Genomic DNA, 16,690 nt, shown 5'->3' with positions numbered 1-16,690 from the left:
CTACAACCTGACGCTTGGAGGCGACCGATGAACATCAAATATGTAGCCGCTGCAATTCTTGGACTGGCCTGTGTATCGGCCGCTGAATCCCCCCAAAATTACAGCGTCTATGCGGGTCCCGATGTGACGAGTGACCCTATTCTCGTGCAGGTCTATGACCGGGCGCTTGTGACATGCACCGCAGAAGCCAGCACACCACCACGCGGAACAGCCTACAACACGACGCTCTATTACAACACCGCGCTCCGCGCTTGCCTTTCCCGCCATGGCTTTATCGATCGCGGCAGGAATGCCTACCCGACCAACAGCCTGTTCTGAAACTGAACCGGGTTAGGCGTACAAGCTGTTGATCTCACATCAGATCAACTCAACGTCGATGACGCCATTTGCGGATCTGAATGCCGCCCCGATCTCCGGCGAAATGCGATACTTGCCGGGGAGTTCCACTTCGATTTCGCGTTGGCCATCGTCCTTGATGACGATGAAATAGACAGATCCATCGCCTCTGTTGAGGTGGTGAACGAGGCTTTTCAGAGGCCCGGAATCGCGCACGTAAACGCGAAGCGCCCGTTGCATCTGGACGGATTTTTCTTCAAGAGACTGTGCCGTCTGGATGCGAAGGCCGATGCCTTCGGGACGTTCTTCCGCCTGCACTGTAATCACAAGTGATTTTCCAACCTCCAGCAATTCGCGGTACTGGGCCAGCCCTTCGGAAAACAGCACCGCCTCATATTGGCCCGACGCATCCGAGAAGGTGACGATACCCATCTTGTTGCCGGTTCTGGTCTTTCGCTCCTGCTTGCCGGTGACGGTGCCGGCCAGACGCCCAGCCGTCGCGCCCTGTTTCACTGCTGCCGTGAAATCGGAAATGTTCTGGACACGAAGCTTGTCGAGGATGGCGCGGTAGGTATCGAGCGGGTGGGCTGTGAGATAGAATCCAAGCACCTGATATTCGCGCAGAAGCTTTTCCGATGCGAGCCAAGGCTGAAAGGCAGGCAGAATGAGTTTTTCGGGACCGGTAGCGGCACCTGAGCCGAACATATCATGCTGGCCGGTGACGCGGCTTTCCTGCGCGCGCTGCGAATAACCGATGATGCGGTCGAGCCCGCCCAGGAGTTCGGCGCGATCTCTGCCGAAGCAATCGAAGGCACCGGCGTTGATCAGGCTTTCCAGCACGCGACGGTTCACCTGTTTCGGGTCGATCCGCAGGCAGAAATCCTCAAGGCTGCTGAAGGGCTTTTCGCCGCGTACGTCGACGATGTGATCGACCGCACCCTCACCCACGCCCTTCAGCGCCGCCAGCGAATAGTAGATGCGGTTTTCACCCGGCTCAAACCGGCGGTGAGACGTCTGGACCGACGGCGCGACGATTTCGATCCCCATGCGGCCCGCGTCCTGGCGGAAATCGTTCAATTTTTCGGTGTTGGCCATATCCAGCGTCATGGAGGCAGCCAAGAACTCCACGGGAAAATGCGCCTTCATATAGGCTGTCTGATAAGAGACGATGGCGTAGGCGGCGGCGTGGGATTTGTTGAAGCCGTAATTCGCAAACTTGGCCAGGAGGTCGAAGATGGTGTTGGACTGCGCCCTCGAGACATCGTTGCGCATCGCGCCTTCGACGAAACGCTCGCGCTGCTGATCCATCTCCTCCTTGATCTTCTTACCCATGGCGCGGCGCAGAAGATCGGCTTCGCCCAGCGAGTAGCCGGACAGAACCTGGGCGATCTGCATCACCTGCTCCTGATAGACGATCACGCCCTGCGTCTCTTTCAGCAGATTGTCGATGGTTGGATGGATCGATTCGATCTCTTCTTCGCCATGCTTGCGGGCATTGTAGACCGGAATATTTTCCATCGGGCCCGGGCGATAGAGCGCGACCAGCGCGATGATGTCCTCGATGCAGTCGGGCCGCATCCCGATCAGCGCCTTGCGCATGCCGGCACTTTCCACCTGGAACACGCCGATGGTTTCACCGCGCGACAGCATCTCGTAGGTTTTCGCGTCCTCCAGCGGAATCGCCGCCAGATCGACGGTCGAACCGCGTCTGGCAGCGAAGTCCACGGCAACCTTGAGAACGGTCAGCGTTTTCAAACCGAGAAAGTCGAATTTGACCAGACCGGCGCTTTCCACCCACTTCATGTTGAACTGCGTGACGGGCATATCCGAGCGCGGATCGCGATACATCGGCACGAGCTTGGACAGCGGCCTGTCGCCAATGACGATACCGGCGGCGTGGGTGGACGCGTGGCGGTAAAGACCTTCGATTTTCTGGGCGATATCCAGAAGACGGGCAACGACCGGCTCCTTGTCTGCCTCTTCCTGAAAGCGCGGCTCCTCCTCGATGGCCTTGGAAAGTGTTGTCGGGTTGGCCGGATTGTTCGGCACCAGTTTGCAGATGCGGTCTACCTGACCGTATGGCATCTCCAGAACGCGACCAACGTCGCGCAACGCGGCACGCGCTTGCAGCGAACCGAAGGTGATGATCTGCGCCACCTGCTCGCGTCCATACTTTTTCTGAACATAGCGGATCACCTCTTCACGGCGATCCTGACAGAAGTCGATATCGAAGTCGGGCATCGATACGCGTTCAGGATTGAGGAAGCGTTCGAACAGCAGCGAGAAGCGAAGGGGATCGACATCGGTGATGGTCAGCGCATAGGCCACCAGCGAGCCCGCACCGGAACCACGACCGGGACCGACCGGAATATCCTGGTTCTTGGCCCATTTGATGAAGTCGGCAACGATGAGAAAGTAGCCGGGAAACTTCATGCGCTCGATGACGCCCAGTTCGAAGTCCAGTCGGTCGCGGTACTCCTGCTCGGTGTAACCCGGCGCCATGCCAAGCGCGGCCAACCGCTGGTCCAGACCTTCAATGGCCTGACGTCGCAGTTCGGCACCTTCGGCGCGATCAGCCTCTTCGGGATCTTCGCTTGCACCGGTAAAACGCGGCAGGATCGGCCCACGTTTCTTGAGCACATAGGAACAGCGTTGCGCGATCTCGACGGTATTCTCCAGAGCTTCTGGAATATCGGCAAACAACGCCATCATCTCGTCTCGGCTCTTGAGATAATGATCAGGTGTCAGACGAAAGCGGCTGTCGTCGGAAACGATGGCGTTATGGGCGACGGCCATCAGTGCATCATGGGCATCATAATCGGAACGTGACGGAAAAAATGCTTCGTTGGTGGCGACCAGTGGCAGGTCGTGCTCATAGGCCAGCGCCATCATGCGGCGCTCATGCGTGCGATCAAAATTGCCCTGACGCTGCAACTCGATATAGAGACGGTCGCCAAACAGGCTTTTCAAAGCCAAGAGGCGTTTCGTCGCCTGGGAAACATGCCCCTCCCTCAAGGACATATCGATGGGCCCGCCGGACGCACCCGTCAGAACGATGAGACCGGAATTGTCGGCCTCCTCCAGCCACGCCCTGGTGATGCAAACGGAACCTGCCGTTTCGCCATCGAGATAGGCGCGGCTGATGAGGTCCACGAGACGCTCGTAGCCTCGCGCATCTGCGGCGAGGACGACGATGGAGGGAAGTTTTGCAAGATTGTTCTGCCCGCGCTTGTCATCGGAGGCATCCTGCATATCGATGGACATCTGGCAGCCGATGATCGGCTGCAAGCCCTCGTCACGCGCTTTTTCGGAAAACTCGAGCGCGATGAAAAGATTATTCGTGTCGGTAATGGCGATGGCAGGCTGGCTATCGGCCAAGGCCTTGGCCATGATCTTCTTCAAGGGCAACGCGCCCTCGAGCAGGGAATAGGCAGAGTGCACCCGAAGGTGAACGAAGCCGGGCGTCTTCAGGGTTTTTTCGGCCATGCTGCCGTTTGCTGAAATCTCGCCCATCTTATACAATCCCGCCATTCTGAGTCCGGGGGATTTTCGGATTTTCCAGAGGCAAAGTCCACTGCCTCAGTTCACCTTTACATGCCATTTCCGTTGGAAACGACGTTGGGACATCACATGGAAGTGAGGATCACCGAGAAGCTGGCAACGAACACGGCGATGGAAGCGAAGGCGGCGATGTCACGGATGATGTCGGTCATTTGTCTCTCCATACTCTTTATGTTCTAACTTTGTTCTCATTTCGTTTCACTGTCAACTGCTTATTTTCATGCTTTGTCTTGTCAACGCAGGGGGACTCGTGGTGGTTCCGCACCTGATTCGTTCCAAACCGTTGACTCCAAAACGAAAAACCCTGCGCAACAGAGTGTTGCGCAGGGTTGGCCAAATGGATGGGAACCTAAGCTGCCAGGTAGCGGCGGCGATCAGAACTCGACGATCTTGCCTTCGTTCAGTGTCACACGGCGGTCCATGCGACCTGCGAGCTCGTGGTTGTGGGTCGCGATCAGGGCGGCCAGACCCGACTGGCGCACCAGTGCTTCCAGTGCACCGAACACGTAAGACGCCGTTTCAGGATCGAGGTTACCGGTCGGCTCGTCTGCCAGAAGCAGAAGCGGCGCGTTGGCGACCGCGCGGGCGATGGCGACGCGTTGCTGCTCTCCGCCGGACAATTCGGAGGGGCGGTGGTCGCCGCGGTGGCCGATGCGCATGTAGTCGAGAAGCGCGCTGGCGCGTTCCTTGGCCTCGGAATGCGGCAGACCCGAAATGAGCTGCGGCATCATGATGTTCTCGAGCGCGGTGAATTCCGGCAGCAAATGGTGGAACTGGTAGACGAAGCCGATATCGCTGCGACGGATCAGGGTGCGCTGTTCGTCGGTGAGATCGCCGCAGGACCTTCCGTTGACGAAGACTTCGCCAGCATCCGGATGTTCCAAGAGCCCTGCCAGATGCAGCAGGGTGGACTTGCCGGTGCCGGACGGCGCGACAAGCGCGACAATCTCGCCACTTTTCAGCTCCAGATCGGCATTCTTCAAAATGGACAGGCTGTGTTCGCCCTGCCCGTAGGTCCGTTCCACGCCCTTGAGCCGCAACGCTGTTTTCTGTGCCATGGTGTGATGCGGTCCTTATTCGTAACGCAGGGCCTGGACAGGGTCGAGCTTGGAAGCCCGCCAGGCCGGAAAGATCGTTGCCAGGAATGACAGGCCCAGCGCCATGATGACGACCGTCATCGTCTCGCTCAGCTGCATTTCCGCCGGAAGCTGGCTGAGGAAATAGAGCTGCGGATCGAACAGCACGGTGCCTGAAATCCACGAGAAGAACTGGCGGATCGATTCCACATTGAGGCAGACGAGAACGCCAAGGCCAACGCCCGCAAATGTGCCGACGATGCCGATGGCCGCGCCCGTCATAAAGAAGATGCGCATGATGGAGCCAGCGCTGGCACCCATGGTGCGCAAAATGGCGATGTCGCTGCCCTTGTCCTTCACCAGCATGATGAGGCCGGAAATGATATTGAGGGCAGCCACCAGGACGATGAGCGTCAGGATCATGAACATGACATTGCGCTCAACCTGAAGGGCGGAAAAGAAGGTCTGGTTTCGCTGTCTCCAGTCGGTGATATAGATCTGCCGTCCCGCTGCAGTCTCCACCAATGGCCTGATGCCATCGACGTTATCGGGGTTCGAGACGAAGAGCTCTATGGACTGAACGATGCCTTCGGCATTGAAATAGAGCTGCGCCTCGGACAGTGGCATATAGATCATCGACGCGTCATATTCCGACATGCCGATCTCGAACACGCCCGAGATGGTATAGGATTTGACACGCGGATTGACGCCCATTGGGGTCACGTCACCCTCTGGTGATATCAGCGTAATCTGGTCGCCTGCCGTCACCCCGAGCGACGACGCAAGCCGGGAACCGACCAGCACGCCTTGCCCCGACATATAACCAACCAGATCGCCAGTCTTGATGTTGCCGGAGACTTCCTTGATCTTCTCGATATCCTCGGAACGGACGCCGCGCACGAGCGCCCCACTGCCCGCACCACCGCGACCGGACGCCAGCGTCTGCCCCTCGACCAAGGGCAGCGCCATGGTCACACCGGGAACCGCCGAGAATTTCTTGGCGAGATCGTCATAGTCCTTCAACGGTGAATCGATGGGCTGCACGATCATGTGGCCGTTAATGCCAAGAATGCGGGAAATCAGCTCCGTGCGGAAACCGTTCATCACCGCCATGACAATGATGAGCGTCGCCACACCCAGCATGATACCGACGAACGAAAACCCCGCGATGACGGAAATGAATGCTTCCTTGCGGCGCGAACGCAGGTAGCGCCAGGCCACCATGCGCTCGAAGGCCGAAAATGGTCGGGCGGCCTTGTCCGTTACGGAAGGGCGTGCACCGTTATCAGCCTCGGCTTTTGCCATGTCGTCTCCTTATCGGCTTTTCAGCCAAGCACCCGGTTCATTGCCGCTTCGACGGTCACGGTTTCGCGTGCGCCGGTCTTGCGATCCTTGACTTCAACCTCGCCAGCCGCGATGCCGCGTGGGCCGACAATGACCTGCACCGGAATACCGATGAGATCCGCTGTCGCGAATTTCTGGCCAGCACGGTCATCCGTATCGTCGTAGAGCACATCCTTGCCGGCGTTGGTCAGCGAATAATACAGCTTTTCACAGGCCGCATCGCAGGCGGCGTCGCCAGCCTTCATGTTGATAATGACGACATCGAAAGGAGCAACCGACTCTGGCCAGATGATTCCGTTCTCATCATGCGATGCTTCAACGATGGCGGGAACAAGGCGCGTCGGGCCAATGCCATAGGAACCCATGTGGACAAGGTGTTCCTTGCCATCGGGACCCTGAACCTTGGCGCCCATCGGCTCGGAATATTTCGTGCCGAAATAGAAGATATGACCGACTTCGATGCCGCGTGCAGACAGGCGTTCACCGTCCGGGATGGCGTCGAACGCAGCCGCGTCATGCATTTCAGATGTTGCGGCGTAATCGGTCGTCCACTCGTTGAAGATACCCTGCAAGCCTTCAACATTGTCGAAATCGGTATCGTCAGACGGAATGCCGCGATCCAGGAAGCTCTTGTGGCAGAACACTTCGGATTCGCCCGTATCAGCCAGAATGATGAACTCATGGCTATGGTTGCCACCGATTGGGCCGGTATCGGCGCGCATGGGAATGGCACGCAGACCGAGGCGAGAGAAGGTGCGCAGATACGCGGTGAACATCTTGTTATAGGAGTGAATCGCGTCCTCCTTGGTCAGATCGAAGGAATAGGCATCCTTCATCAGGAACTCGCGAGAGCGCATGGTGCCGAAACGGGGGCGAACCTCGTCACGGAACTTGAGCTGAATGTGGTAGAGGTTCAGCGGCAGGCTCTTGTAGGACTTCACGTAGGACCGGAAGATGTCGGTGATCATCTCTTCATTGGTCGGGCCATAAAGCATGGCGCGATCCTGACGGTCCTTGATGCGCAGCATTTCCTTGCCGTAATCATCGTAACGACCGCTCTCCTGCCACAACTCGGCCGATTGGAGCGTCGGCATCAACAGCTCGATGGCGCCGGAACGATCCTGCTCTTCGCGAACGATCTTGTTGACCTTGTCCAAGACACGCTTGCCCAACGGCAACCAGGAGTAAATGCCCTGGCTCTGCTGGCGGACCATGCCCGCACGCAGCATGAGGCGGTGTGAGACGATTTCCGCTTCCTTGGGATTTTCCTTTAGGATGGGCAAAAAGTAACGGCTGAGACGCATGGGTGTTTCCATTCTGTGACGACACCCCTCATATGCACGGGAATCGCCGAAATAACGGGATATTTGCGCCGTACATAGCGGTTTCCGCGCCAGAAGGAAACCCGCAGGGCTAGGCCTCTTCACCCTTGTCGCTTGAGTCTTTTCAGAGGCCGACCTGATCGTTTCAGTCCCGAGAAAACGCGCCGAAAACGTGCAGAGCATGCGCGGCAAAATTCTTTCATGGCGGTTTTGCGACAATTTTATGAGACAGCTTTCGCCGCTGAACGGTTTCAGGAGGAATAATTTTGCCGTGTATGTGCGACAAATCGCATCAAGAGGAATTTTTTGCCGACTGTAACAAAAATGCAAAAAAATTAATGACAAGGTTTAACGTTTGGGCTAGTTTCAGCTCACAAAAGAGGCAAGGAGTTTAAATTCTTGTCTATTTCGCGGTCAGTCTTGGGAGGATGAGATCTTAGGCGCGTTCATTCGCTGCCCCGGTAACGGTTACAGATCACGCGAAACTGAAAAACAAGGCTGAAAAGCCTTGTTTTTTTTTGCTTTTTTCAGACAGACCTCAAAACGACCAAAAGCAATTACGGCGAATTTGTGCCTGTCAATATCAGGGCTGCGAGGCATCCTGGCCTGAACCGGTTATACATGACAGTGAGATGACAGAAATCAGTCGTAAACAGGGATAATGCGGGGCAGATCATCCATGGTAAAACCAAAATACCATGTGACCGCATACCAAATAGCGCAAACTGCGAGCGAAATCAGCGTCGTCAACACAACGATCTTGCCACCCCTGAAGCGGGCGGGTGCACTTGCCACTGTCCCCAGCGCAACGTCCCCATCTTCAGACTGCGTGCGCAGGCCGATTGGCAAGACGATGAACAGCACCGTCCACCAGACGATGAAAAAAACCGCGAAAGCCGAAATCCACTGCATGCACTCATCCTCCCATTTCAAAGCGCCTGGGTTCGCTTTCGTTCTCACTCTTGTGCATGCCGCAGGCATGAGAGACGGAAAACCATCCCGCACGCCAGCACGACATCACACCTGCTCCAGCTCTATCAGCGTACCAAAAAAATCTTTCGGATGCAGGAATAGAACGGGCTTGCCATGCGCCCCGATCTTCGGGTCTCCCCCACCCAATACCCTTGCACCATCTGCGGTGAGACGGTCGCGCGCCGCGATGATATCTGTTACCTCGTAACAGATATGGTGCATGCCGCCGGATGGGTTCTTGTCGAGGAACGCCAGGATGGGAGAGTTTTCGCCCAGCGGTTCCAGCAGTTCCACCTTGGTGTTCGGAAGGTTCACGAAAACAACCGTGACGCCATGCTCGGGGAGCGGCTGCGGCTGGGAAACCGCAGCGCCCAACGTATCGCGATACGTGGCAATGGCTGCGGCCAGATCTGGCACAGCTATCGCAATATGGTTGATACGACCGAGCATGTTTTCACTCCGCAAACGGCTGATGAAACCGGCTTACACCTTGGTGACGAAGACAGTGACGATCGGCTTCTTGCCCCAGACCTGATTGGCTGTGGCGCGAACGGCGCGACGGATAGATTCCCGAACGATGTTCAAATCCTTACGGCGCGCACGCGGAATGCTTTCGACGGCACCCAGCACGGCGTCATAGAGCGTATCTTCCATGGCTTCGCCTTCATCGTCGAATTCCGGCAGACCGAAGGGCACAACGTCGGGGTCGCCCTGAAAGTCAAAACGGCTATCAAGCAGAACATTGATCGAAACGTGTCCGGCAAAGGACAGCTTGCGACGATCGCCGATGCCCATTTCCTCGAAATCGCCGAGCAGACGGCCATCCTTGAAGACGCGGCCATGCGGTGCATCATCGATCACCTCGGCTGGGCCGGGCGCGAGGCGCAGGACGTTGCCGTTGCGAACTTTTGGAACTTGTCCAATGCCAGCCTGCTCGGCCAGTTCTTTCTGTGCCACCAGATGGGCGGCTTCGCCGTGTACGGGAACCAGAATCTGCGGCTTGACCCAGGCGTACATTTGCAGAAGTTCACTGCGACGCGGGTGACCGGATACGTGCACCAAGGCTTCGTTATCGGTGATGATGTGAACGCCCTGCTCGATCAAGCCGTTCTTGATATCCTGAATGGCTTTTTCATTCCCGGGAATGGCGCGCGAAGAAAACACCACCGTATCGCCAGAGGTCAAAGCGACATTGCGCATTTCATCGCGCGACAGCTTGGCAAGAGCAGCACGCGATTCTCCCTGTGAGCCGGTGAGGATGACCACGACCTTGTTGCGGGGGATGTAACCGAATTCATCTTCGGCCAGAAATGGCTTGATGCCTTCCATGATGCCGAGATCCTGGGAGACATTGACCACGCGCTTCAGCGACGAGCCAAGAAGGAGCACTTCGCGACCGGCCCTTTCGGCAGCCTGAGCGATCGACCTGATACGACCGACATTGGAGGAGAAGGTGGTGATGGCCACGCGTCCCTCGGCATTTTCGATGATCTGGCGAAGCCCTTCCGATACCTGCTCTTCAGACGGCGAAACACCATCGCGCAGCGCATTGGTGCTGTCGCACATCATGGCCAGCACGCCCTCCTCACCAACGGCACGGAAACGCGCTTCATCGGTGAAAGGCCCGAGCGACGGCGCGTGGTCGATCTTCCAGTCGCCCGTATGAACGGCGTTGCCCAGCGGGGTGCGGATGACGAGAGACATGGGTTCGGGGATCGAGTGGTTGACACCGATGGCCTCGATCTCGAAGGGGCCGACATTGATCCGGTCACCCGCCTTGAACGGCGTGATCGGGATTTCCGCGCGGGTGCCTTCATAGTTGCGCTTGGCTTCCAGCATGCCAGCGGTGAAGCCAGATGCGTAAACCGGAACCTTGAGGCTTGGCCAAAGATCATTCAGCGCGCCATAATGGTCTTCATGCGCGTGGGTGATGATGATGGCCTTGAGGTTTCCGCGCTGCTCTTCGATGAAGCTGATATCGGGCAGCACAAGATCGATACCGGGCAGATCGAGCCCAGCAAAGGTCACACCGCAATCGACCATGATCCACTGGCGCTTGGTTGAAGGGCCGTAACCGTACAGCGCCAGGTTCATGCCGATTTCACCGACGCCGCCGAGCGGCAGGAATACGAATTCGTCTTTTGTCGTCATTATTCTCTTTATCCAATCATGCCTTGCCCCGCGCCACCGAACGATGCACGTGAGCTTGGCGAAAAGCACCGGTTTCTAAAACGCGGCGGTACGGCCGATGCGGGGCCGAGCGGGCGTCCTGCATTTACCGAGCAGCAGGAATGCTCCAGATCACGATGTCAAACCTCGGCGCCGCAGCACCGCGCAGTTCAACCAAAAAAGACATCGCCAGCAGCGATGGCGCGGACAGGTCCACCATCTTCTTCCAGCAGCAGAAAACCCTTATCATCAATTCCGGCAAAACGCCCGTGGATAGAACGATCCGGTAAATTGACAGTGATCGGTTCGCCCATGCCGCAGGCTGCCGCACGCCACAGTCTCATGACTTCGGCTACGCCCTGCCCGCGATCCCACATGTCCAGGATATACGCGACTTCCCGGAAAAGATGGGCAAAAACTTCGTCCGGGCCGCAGGCTGCACCATGTTCGCCGAGCCGTGTCACCGGATAAGCCGGATTGTCCGGCATATGGGCCACATTAATGCCGATACCGATGACGAGCGCCATGCGCCCATCCATCAAAGTCTCGGCTTCCATCAAAATACCGCAGGTCTTCTTGCGTCCGATCAGAATATCGTTCGGCCACTTGATTTCAAGCGGCGCGCCACCGGCGGGCAGCACGGCACCCACAGCGCGGTAGACCGCCAGCGCGAAAGCAAGAGGCAGGGAGCCGATGTGCTCCATGGAAGCGGGATTGATCAGAAGAAGAGAGGCGTAGAGATTGCCGGGCTCCGACACCCAAGGCCTGCCGCGACGACCACGGCCGCCGGTCTGTCTATGGGCGGTGACCCAGAGATTTCCGGGATCACCCGCCCGCGCCCGAGCGAAGCACTCGATATTGGTGGACGATGTTTCCTCAAGAGATTCGTGCCGGAAGTCATCGACTGACACCCGGCCCGTTTTCATGCGTGTATCGCTCAAAAGAACGTCTTTGCTGCAACGGTAACAGCATTGCCCAGCACGCCACCGAAGAGAATGAAGCCGAGAACGAAAAGGCCTGACAGAGCGTAAACGATGCGCAACTCTCCAGCGGCCTTTTCAAAGCCGCCCTTGGCATCATCGAACCACATGACCTTGACGATGCGCAGATAATAATAGGCGCCGACGACCGAGGCGATCACGCCGATGACGGCGAGCGGATAAAGATGCGCTTCGATGGCGGCCAGGAAGACGTAATATTTCCCGAAGAAACCAGCCAGCGGCGGAATGCCCGCAAGCGAGAACATCATGATGGTCATGACGATGGCCATGAATGGATTGGTGGAAGCAAGTCCGGCCAGATCGTCCACATCCTCGACATTGCCAACGTCCTTGCGACGCATGGCGAGAATGCAGGCGAAGGTGCCGAGCGTCATGCCCATGTAGACCGCCATGTAGAGCAGCACGCCTGCAACGCCAGACTGGCTACCGGCGGCAAGACCCACCAGGGCGTAACCCATGTGGCTGATCGACGAATAGGCCATCAGGCGCTTGATGTTGCGCTGGCCGATGGCCGCAAAGGCACCAAGAAGCATGGATGCAATCGAAATGAACACGACGATCTGCTGCCAATCGGCAAAGACTGGCTGGAAAGCATCCACGACGATACGAACAAAGATCGCCATCGCGCCGATTTTTGGCGCTGCGGCCAGAAACGCGGTGACCGTAGTCGGTGCACCCTCGTAGACGTCAGGCGTCCACATGTGGAACGGCACGGCGGAAATCTTAAATGCCAGACCGGCGAGAACGAAGACCAGACCGAAAACGAGGCCCAGCGAGCGTGTCTCGGACGACAGCACGGCTGCGATTTCGGAAAAGCCTGTGTTGCCGGTGAAGCCATAGACCAGCGACATACCGTACAACAGCATGCCGGACGACAATGCGCCAAGGACGAAGTATTTCAGACCGGCTTCGGTCGAGCGCAGGCTTTCGCGGTTGATGGCGCAGATGACGTAAAGCGCCAGCGACTGGAGTTCCAGCGCCATATATAGCGAGATCAGGTTGTTGGCCGAGATCATCAGGAGAATGCCGAGCGTTGCCAGAACCAGCAACACCGGAAACTCGAAACGACCGATCGGCTCCACACGGCTATGGCCGACCGACATGATCATGGCGACGATGGCACCGATCAGCGCCAGCACCTTCATGAAATTGCCGAAGGCGTCGGCGACATAAACGCCGCCGAAGGCAAGGCCGCTTGCCGGCGCAAAAATGATCCACAGACCGACGACGACCAGAAGCGCTACGGCAAGACCCGTAACCGTGTTGGTCGACTTGTCCCCGGAGAAGACCCCAATCATGAGCAGCACCAGAGCGCCGACCGCAAGGATCAGCTCGGGCGTCGCGATGCGCAGACTGGCAAAAAGAATTTCAGCGGTCATGTCCTACGGGTCCTGTCGTCAGTTCAGAGAAAGCGCAACATTCTGCGCTGCCTGCAATGCGGCCGTATAATTATTGATCAGAAGGTCTACCGATGCTGCCGTTGCATCGAAGACCGGTGCCGGGTAGACGCCGAAGAAAATCGTCAGTGCCACCAGCGGATAAAGAATGACCTTCTCGCGTGTCGAAAGGTCGAGCATCGATTTCAGGCTTTCCTTCTCCAGCGCGCCGAAGATCACGCGGCGATAAAGCCACAGAGCATAGGAGGCAGAAAGAATGACGCCCGTTGCCGCAAAAAGCGCAACCCAGGTATTGGCGCGGAAGACACCGATGATCGTCAGGAATTCGCCGACGAAACCGGATGTGCCGGGCAGACCGACATTGGCCATGGTGAAGACCATGAAGGCGACCGCATATTTCGGCATGTTGTTGACGAGACCGCCATAGGCGGAAATCTCACGGGTGTGCAGCCGGTCATAGACAACGCCGACGCAGAGGAAGAGCGCGCCGGAGACGATACCATGCGACAGCATCTGGAAGATCGCACCCTGGACGCCCTGAACATTGGCGGCAAAGATACCCATGGTCACGTAGCCCATGTGAGCAACCGACGAATAGGCGATCAGCTTCTTGATGTCGTCCTGCATCATCGCCACCAGCGAGGTGTAGATGATGGCGATGACGGACAGCGTGAAGACGAAGGGCGCGAAATAATCAGATGCTATCGGGAACATGGACAGCGAGAAGCGGATGAAACCGTAACCGCCGAGCTTCAGCATGACGCCAGCCAGAATGACCGAGCCGGCGGTCGGAGCCTGAACGTGGGCGTCCGGCAACCAGGTGTGGACAGGCCACATCGGCATTTTCACCGCAAAGGCTGCAAAGCAGGCGAGCCATAGCCATGTCTGCATGCCAGCCGGGAAGCCATGCTTGAGCAGCTCCGTCATGTCCGTCGTCCCAGCCTGCCAGTACATCGCCATGATGGCGAGCATGGTCAGGACAGAACCGAGCAGCGTGTAGAGGAAGAACTTGTAGGAGGCGTAAACGCGATCCTTGCCGCCCCACACGCCGATGATGATGAACATCGGGATCAGTGTCGCCTCGAAGAAGACGTAGAACAGAACGGTATCAAGTGCGACGAACACGCCGACCATGACGACTTCCAGGAGAAGGAAGGCAATCATGTATTCCTTGATACGCTTTTCGATGGCGTTCCAGCTGGCCAGAACACAGAACGGCATCAGGAATGTCGTCAGGATGACGAACAGCATGGAGATGCCGTCCACGCCGAGATGGTAGGCGGCGATATCACCGAACCAGGCGTGCTTTTCCACCATCTGGAAGCCCGGATTCGAATTGTCGAAACCGATCCAGATGAACAGCGACAGCACGAACGTGAAGACTGTCGTCAGCAGCGAAACATTGAGAACGTTGCGACGACCGAACGGACCGTTTGCATTCGTCAAAAGCAAGAGCACCACGCCGACGAGCGGCAGGAAGGTGACCGTTGAAAGAATAGGCCAATCGGTCATTACAGGGCACTCCCGAGCATCATCCAGGTAACAAGCCCGGCAATACCGATCAGCATCGCGAAGGCATAATGGTAGAGGTAACCGGATTGCAGACGAACGACACGGTTGGTCACATCAGTCACGCGCGCGGCAATTCCGTTGGGTCCGTAGTGGTCGATGACCGCGACGTCACCTTTTTTCCACAGGAAGCGGCCAAGCGCCTTTGCGGAGCGAACGAAGAGGAAGTCGTAGAGTTCGTCGAAATACCACTTGTTGAGCAGGAACTGGTAAAGGCCACGATGGGTCTCTGCCAGACGCTTCGGTGTTTCCGGCGACTTGATGTAGAAGTACCACGCCGTCACGAAACCAAGAGCCATTGCGATGAATGGGCTCCACTTGACCCACAGGGGAACGTGGTGGAACTCTTCGAGGATTTCGTTGGATGGAAGCGTGAACAGAGCGCCCTTCCAGAATTCCGCATATTCCTCGCCGAAGAAATGTCCTTCGAAGACGACGCCCGCGAGAACTGCACCAACGGTCAGAACGAAAAGCGGGATCAGCATGACCATCGGCGATTCATGGACGTGGTGCATGACGTCTGCGGAAGCGCGCGGCTTGCCGAAGAAGGTCAGAAACGCCAGACGCCAGGAATAGAAGCTGGTGAACAGAGCAGCGATGACAAGAAGCGCGAATGCGAAACCTGCGACAGCATTGTGAGACGCATAAGCGGATTCGATGATGACGTCCTTGGAGAAGAAACCGGCAAAACCGATCATCGTTCCCGGAATACCGACGCCCGTCAGCGCCAGCGTACCGACCGTCATCGTCCAGAAGGTGATGGGGATGTGCTTGCGCAGGCCACCCATGTGACGCATGTCCTGCTCGCCATCCACAGCGTGAATGACAGAACCGGCGCACAAGAACAGCAGTGCCTTGAAGAAGGCGTGCGTGAACAGGTGGAAAACGGCGGCACCGTAGGCGCCAACGCCCAGCGCCACAAACATGTAACCGAGCTGCGAACAGGTCGAATAGGCGATGACGCGTTTGATATCGTTCTGCACCAGACCGACAGTCGCGGCAAAGAAGGCCGTTATCGCGCCGACGAGGGTGACGACCGTCAGGGCATCCGGCGACAACTCAAAAATCGGCGACATACGGGCGACAAGGAAGACACCGGCTGTAACCATGGTCGCGGCGTGAATGAGCGCCGACACAGGTGTCGGGCCTTCCATCGCATCCGGCAACCAGGTGTGCAGCAGGAACTGCGCCGACTTACCCATGGAACCCATGAACAAGAGCAGGCAGACGCCGGTCAGCGCATGCGCCTTGTCCAGCTGCATGCCGAACAGGTTGATGACGACATCGGTGGACGCCGCGCCGTCGGCAGGCAGGTAGGTGCCAGCGGCCGCAAAAATCGTTTCGAAATTAACCGAGCCGAACAGCACGAACAGGCCTGAGATGCCGAGAAGGAAACCGAAATCGCCAACGCGGTTGACAATGAAGGCCTTCATGGCCGCAGCCGATGCGGACGGCTTCTTGTACCAGAAGCCGATCAGCAGGTACGACGCCAGACCAACGCCTTCCCAGCCGAAGAACATCTGCAGCAGGTTGTCGGATGTGACCAGCATCAGCATCGCAAAGGTGAAGAGCGACAGGTAGGCAAAGAAGCGTGGGCGATGCGGATCATGGTGCATGTAGCCGATCGAGTACATGTGAACCAGAGTGGAGACCGTATTGACGACCACGAACATCACGGCCGTCAGGGTGTCGATCCGGAATGCCCATTCGACGTCGATGCCGCCGGACTGGATCCAGCGCAGCACGGTGACCTTGATGACTTCGCCGGGCTCGTGGCTCAAAAGCGCCACGTTGATGAAAACCACCCACGACAAGATCGCCACGATGATCATCAGACCCGTGGTGACATATTCAGACGCCTTGGCACCGATGGAGCGACCGAAAAGGCCAGCGACCAGGAAACCGATCAGCGGAAGAAAGACGATAGCTTTGTAAATCATAGC

Annotated in this window: 12 protein-coding genes; 1 reads left to right on the top strand and 11 read right to left on the bottom strand. The window is 57.4% G+C overall.

Annotation, left to right across the window (positions count from 1 at the left end; genetic code table 11):
• Positions 1-27: 27 nt before the first annotated feature.
• A complete protein-coding gene (locus GGQ73_RS20915) occupies positions 28-318 on the top strand; it encodes a hypothetical protein (protein ID WP_183897695.1) in 291 nt (96 codons plus the stop codon).
• Positions 319-357: 39 nt separating this feature from the next.
• Here GGQ73_RS20915 and dnaE read toward each other — a convergent pair whose 3' ends face one another.
• The 11 genes from dnaE to nuoL all read right to left on the bottom strand — a co-directional run bounded on the left by dnaE (position 358) and on the right by nuoL (position 16,687).
• A complete protein-coding gene (dnaE, locus tag GGQ73_RS20910) occupies positions 358-3,849 on the bottom strand; it encodes a DNA polymerase III subunit alpha (RefSeq protein WP_183897725.1) in 3,492 nt (1,163 codons plus the stop codon).
• Positions 3,850-4,271: 422 nt separating this feature from the next.
• Positions 4,272-4,955: an ABC transporter ATP-binding protein gene (locus tag GGQ73_RS20905; RefSeq protein WP_174152733.1), complete on the bottom strand. Its 684-nt coding sequence runs from the start codon at positions 4,953-4,955 to the stop codon at positions 4,272-4,274.
• A 15-nt stretch (positions 4,956-4,970) separates the two neighbouring features.
• Positions 4,971-6,278, bottom strand: a complete 1,308-nt coding sequence (locus GGQ73_RS20900; protein ID WP_174152732.1) for a lipoprotein-releasing ABC transporter permease subunit — start codon at positions 6,276-6,278, stop codon at positions 4,971-4,973.
• 20 nt (positions 6,279-6,298) lie between these two features.
• Positions 6,299-7,621, bottom strand: coding sequence for a proline--tRNA ligase (proS, locus tag GGQ73_RS20895; protein WP_183897694.1), 1,323 nt, complete (start codon positions 7,619-7,621; stop codon positions 6,299-6,301).
• Between the two features lie 660 nt (positions 7,622-8,281).
• Positions 8,282-8,551 (bottom strand): DUF1467 family protein, encoded by a 270-nt coding sequence (locus GGQ73_RS20890; protein ID WP_183897693.1) that lies wholly within the window; start codon positions 8,549-8,551, stop codon positions 8,282-8,284.
• Between the two features lie 105 nt (positions 8,552-8,656).
• Positions 8,657-9,061, bottom strand: a complete 405-nt coding sequence (mce, locus tag GGQ73_RS20885; protein WP_183897692.1) for a methylmalonyl-CoA epimerase — start codon at positions 9,059-9,061, stop codon at positions 8,657-8,659.
• A gap of 33 nt (positions 9,062-9,094) precedes the next feature.
• Positions 9,095-10,762, bottom strand: coding sequence for a ribonuclease J (locus GGQ73_RS20880; protein WP_183897691.1), 1,668 nt, complete (start codon positions 10,760-10,762; stop codon positions 9,095-9,097).
• Between the two features lie 188 nt (positions 10,763-10,950).
• Positions 10,951-11,706 carry a biotin--[acetyl-CoA-carboxylase] ligase gene (locus GGQ73_RS20875; protein WP_183897724.1) on the bottom strand — a complete coding sequence of 252 codons (756 nt, stop codon included), beginning with the start codon at positions 11,704-11,706 and terminating at the stop codon, positions 10,951-10,953.
• Positions 11,707-11,717: 11 nt separating this feature from the next.
• Positions 11,718-13,160 (bottom strand): NADH-quinone oxidoreductase subunit NuoN, encoded by a 1,443-nt coding sequence (nuoN, locus tag GGQ73_RS20870; RefSeq protein WP_174152727.1) that lies wholly within the window; start codon positions 13,158-13,160, stop codon positions 11,718-11,720.
• Between the two features lie 18 nt (positions 13,161-13,178).
• The gene (locus tag GGQ73_RS20865; protein ID WP_174152726.1) at positions 13,179-14,690 is read right to left on the bottom strand and encodes an NADH-quinone oxidoreductase subunit M; all 1,512 of its coding nucleotides are present in this window, start codon (positions 14,688-14,690) and stop codon (positions 13,179-13,181) included.
• Positions 14,690-16,687, bottom strand: a complete 1,998-nt coding sequence (nuoL, locus tag GGQ73_RS20860; RefSeq protein ID WP_183897690.1) for an NADH-quinone oxidoreductase subunit L — start codon at positions 16,685-16,687, stop codon at positions 14,690-14,692. Before nuoL ends, GGQ73_RS20865 begins: the two co-directional genes overlap by 1 nt.
• Positions 16,688-16,690: the final 3 nt, after the last annotated feature.

The sequence above is a fragment of the Rhizobium skierniewicense genome (assembly GCF_014196515.1).
Lineage (GTDB): Bacteria > Pseudomonadota > Alphaproteobacteria > Rhizobiales > Rhizobiaceae > Agrobacterium > Agrobacterium skierniewicense.
This window is presented reverse-complemented; position numbering and strand designations above follow the sequence as displayed.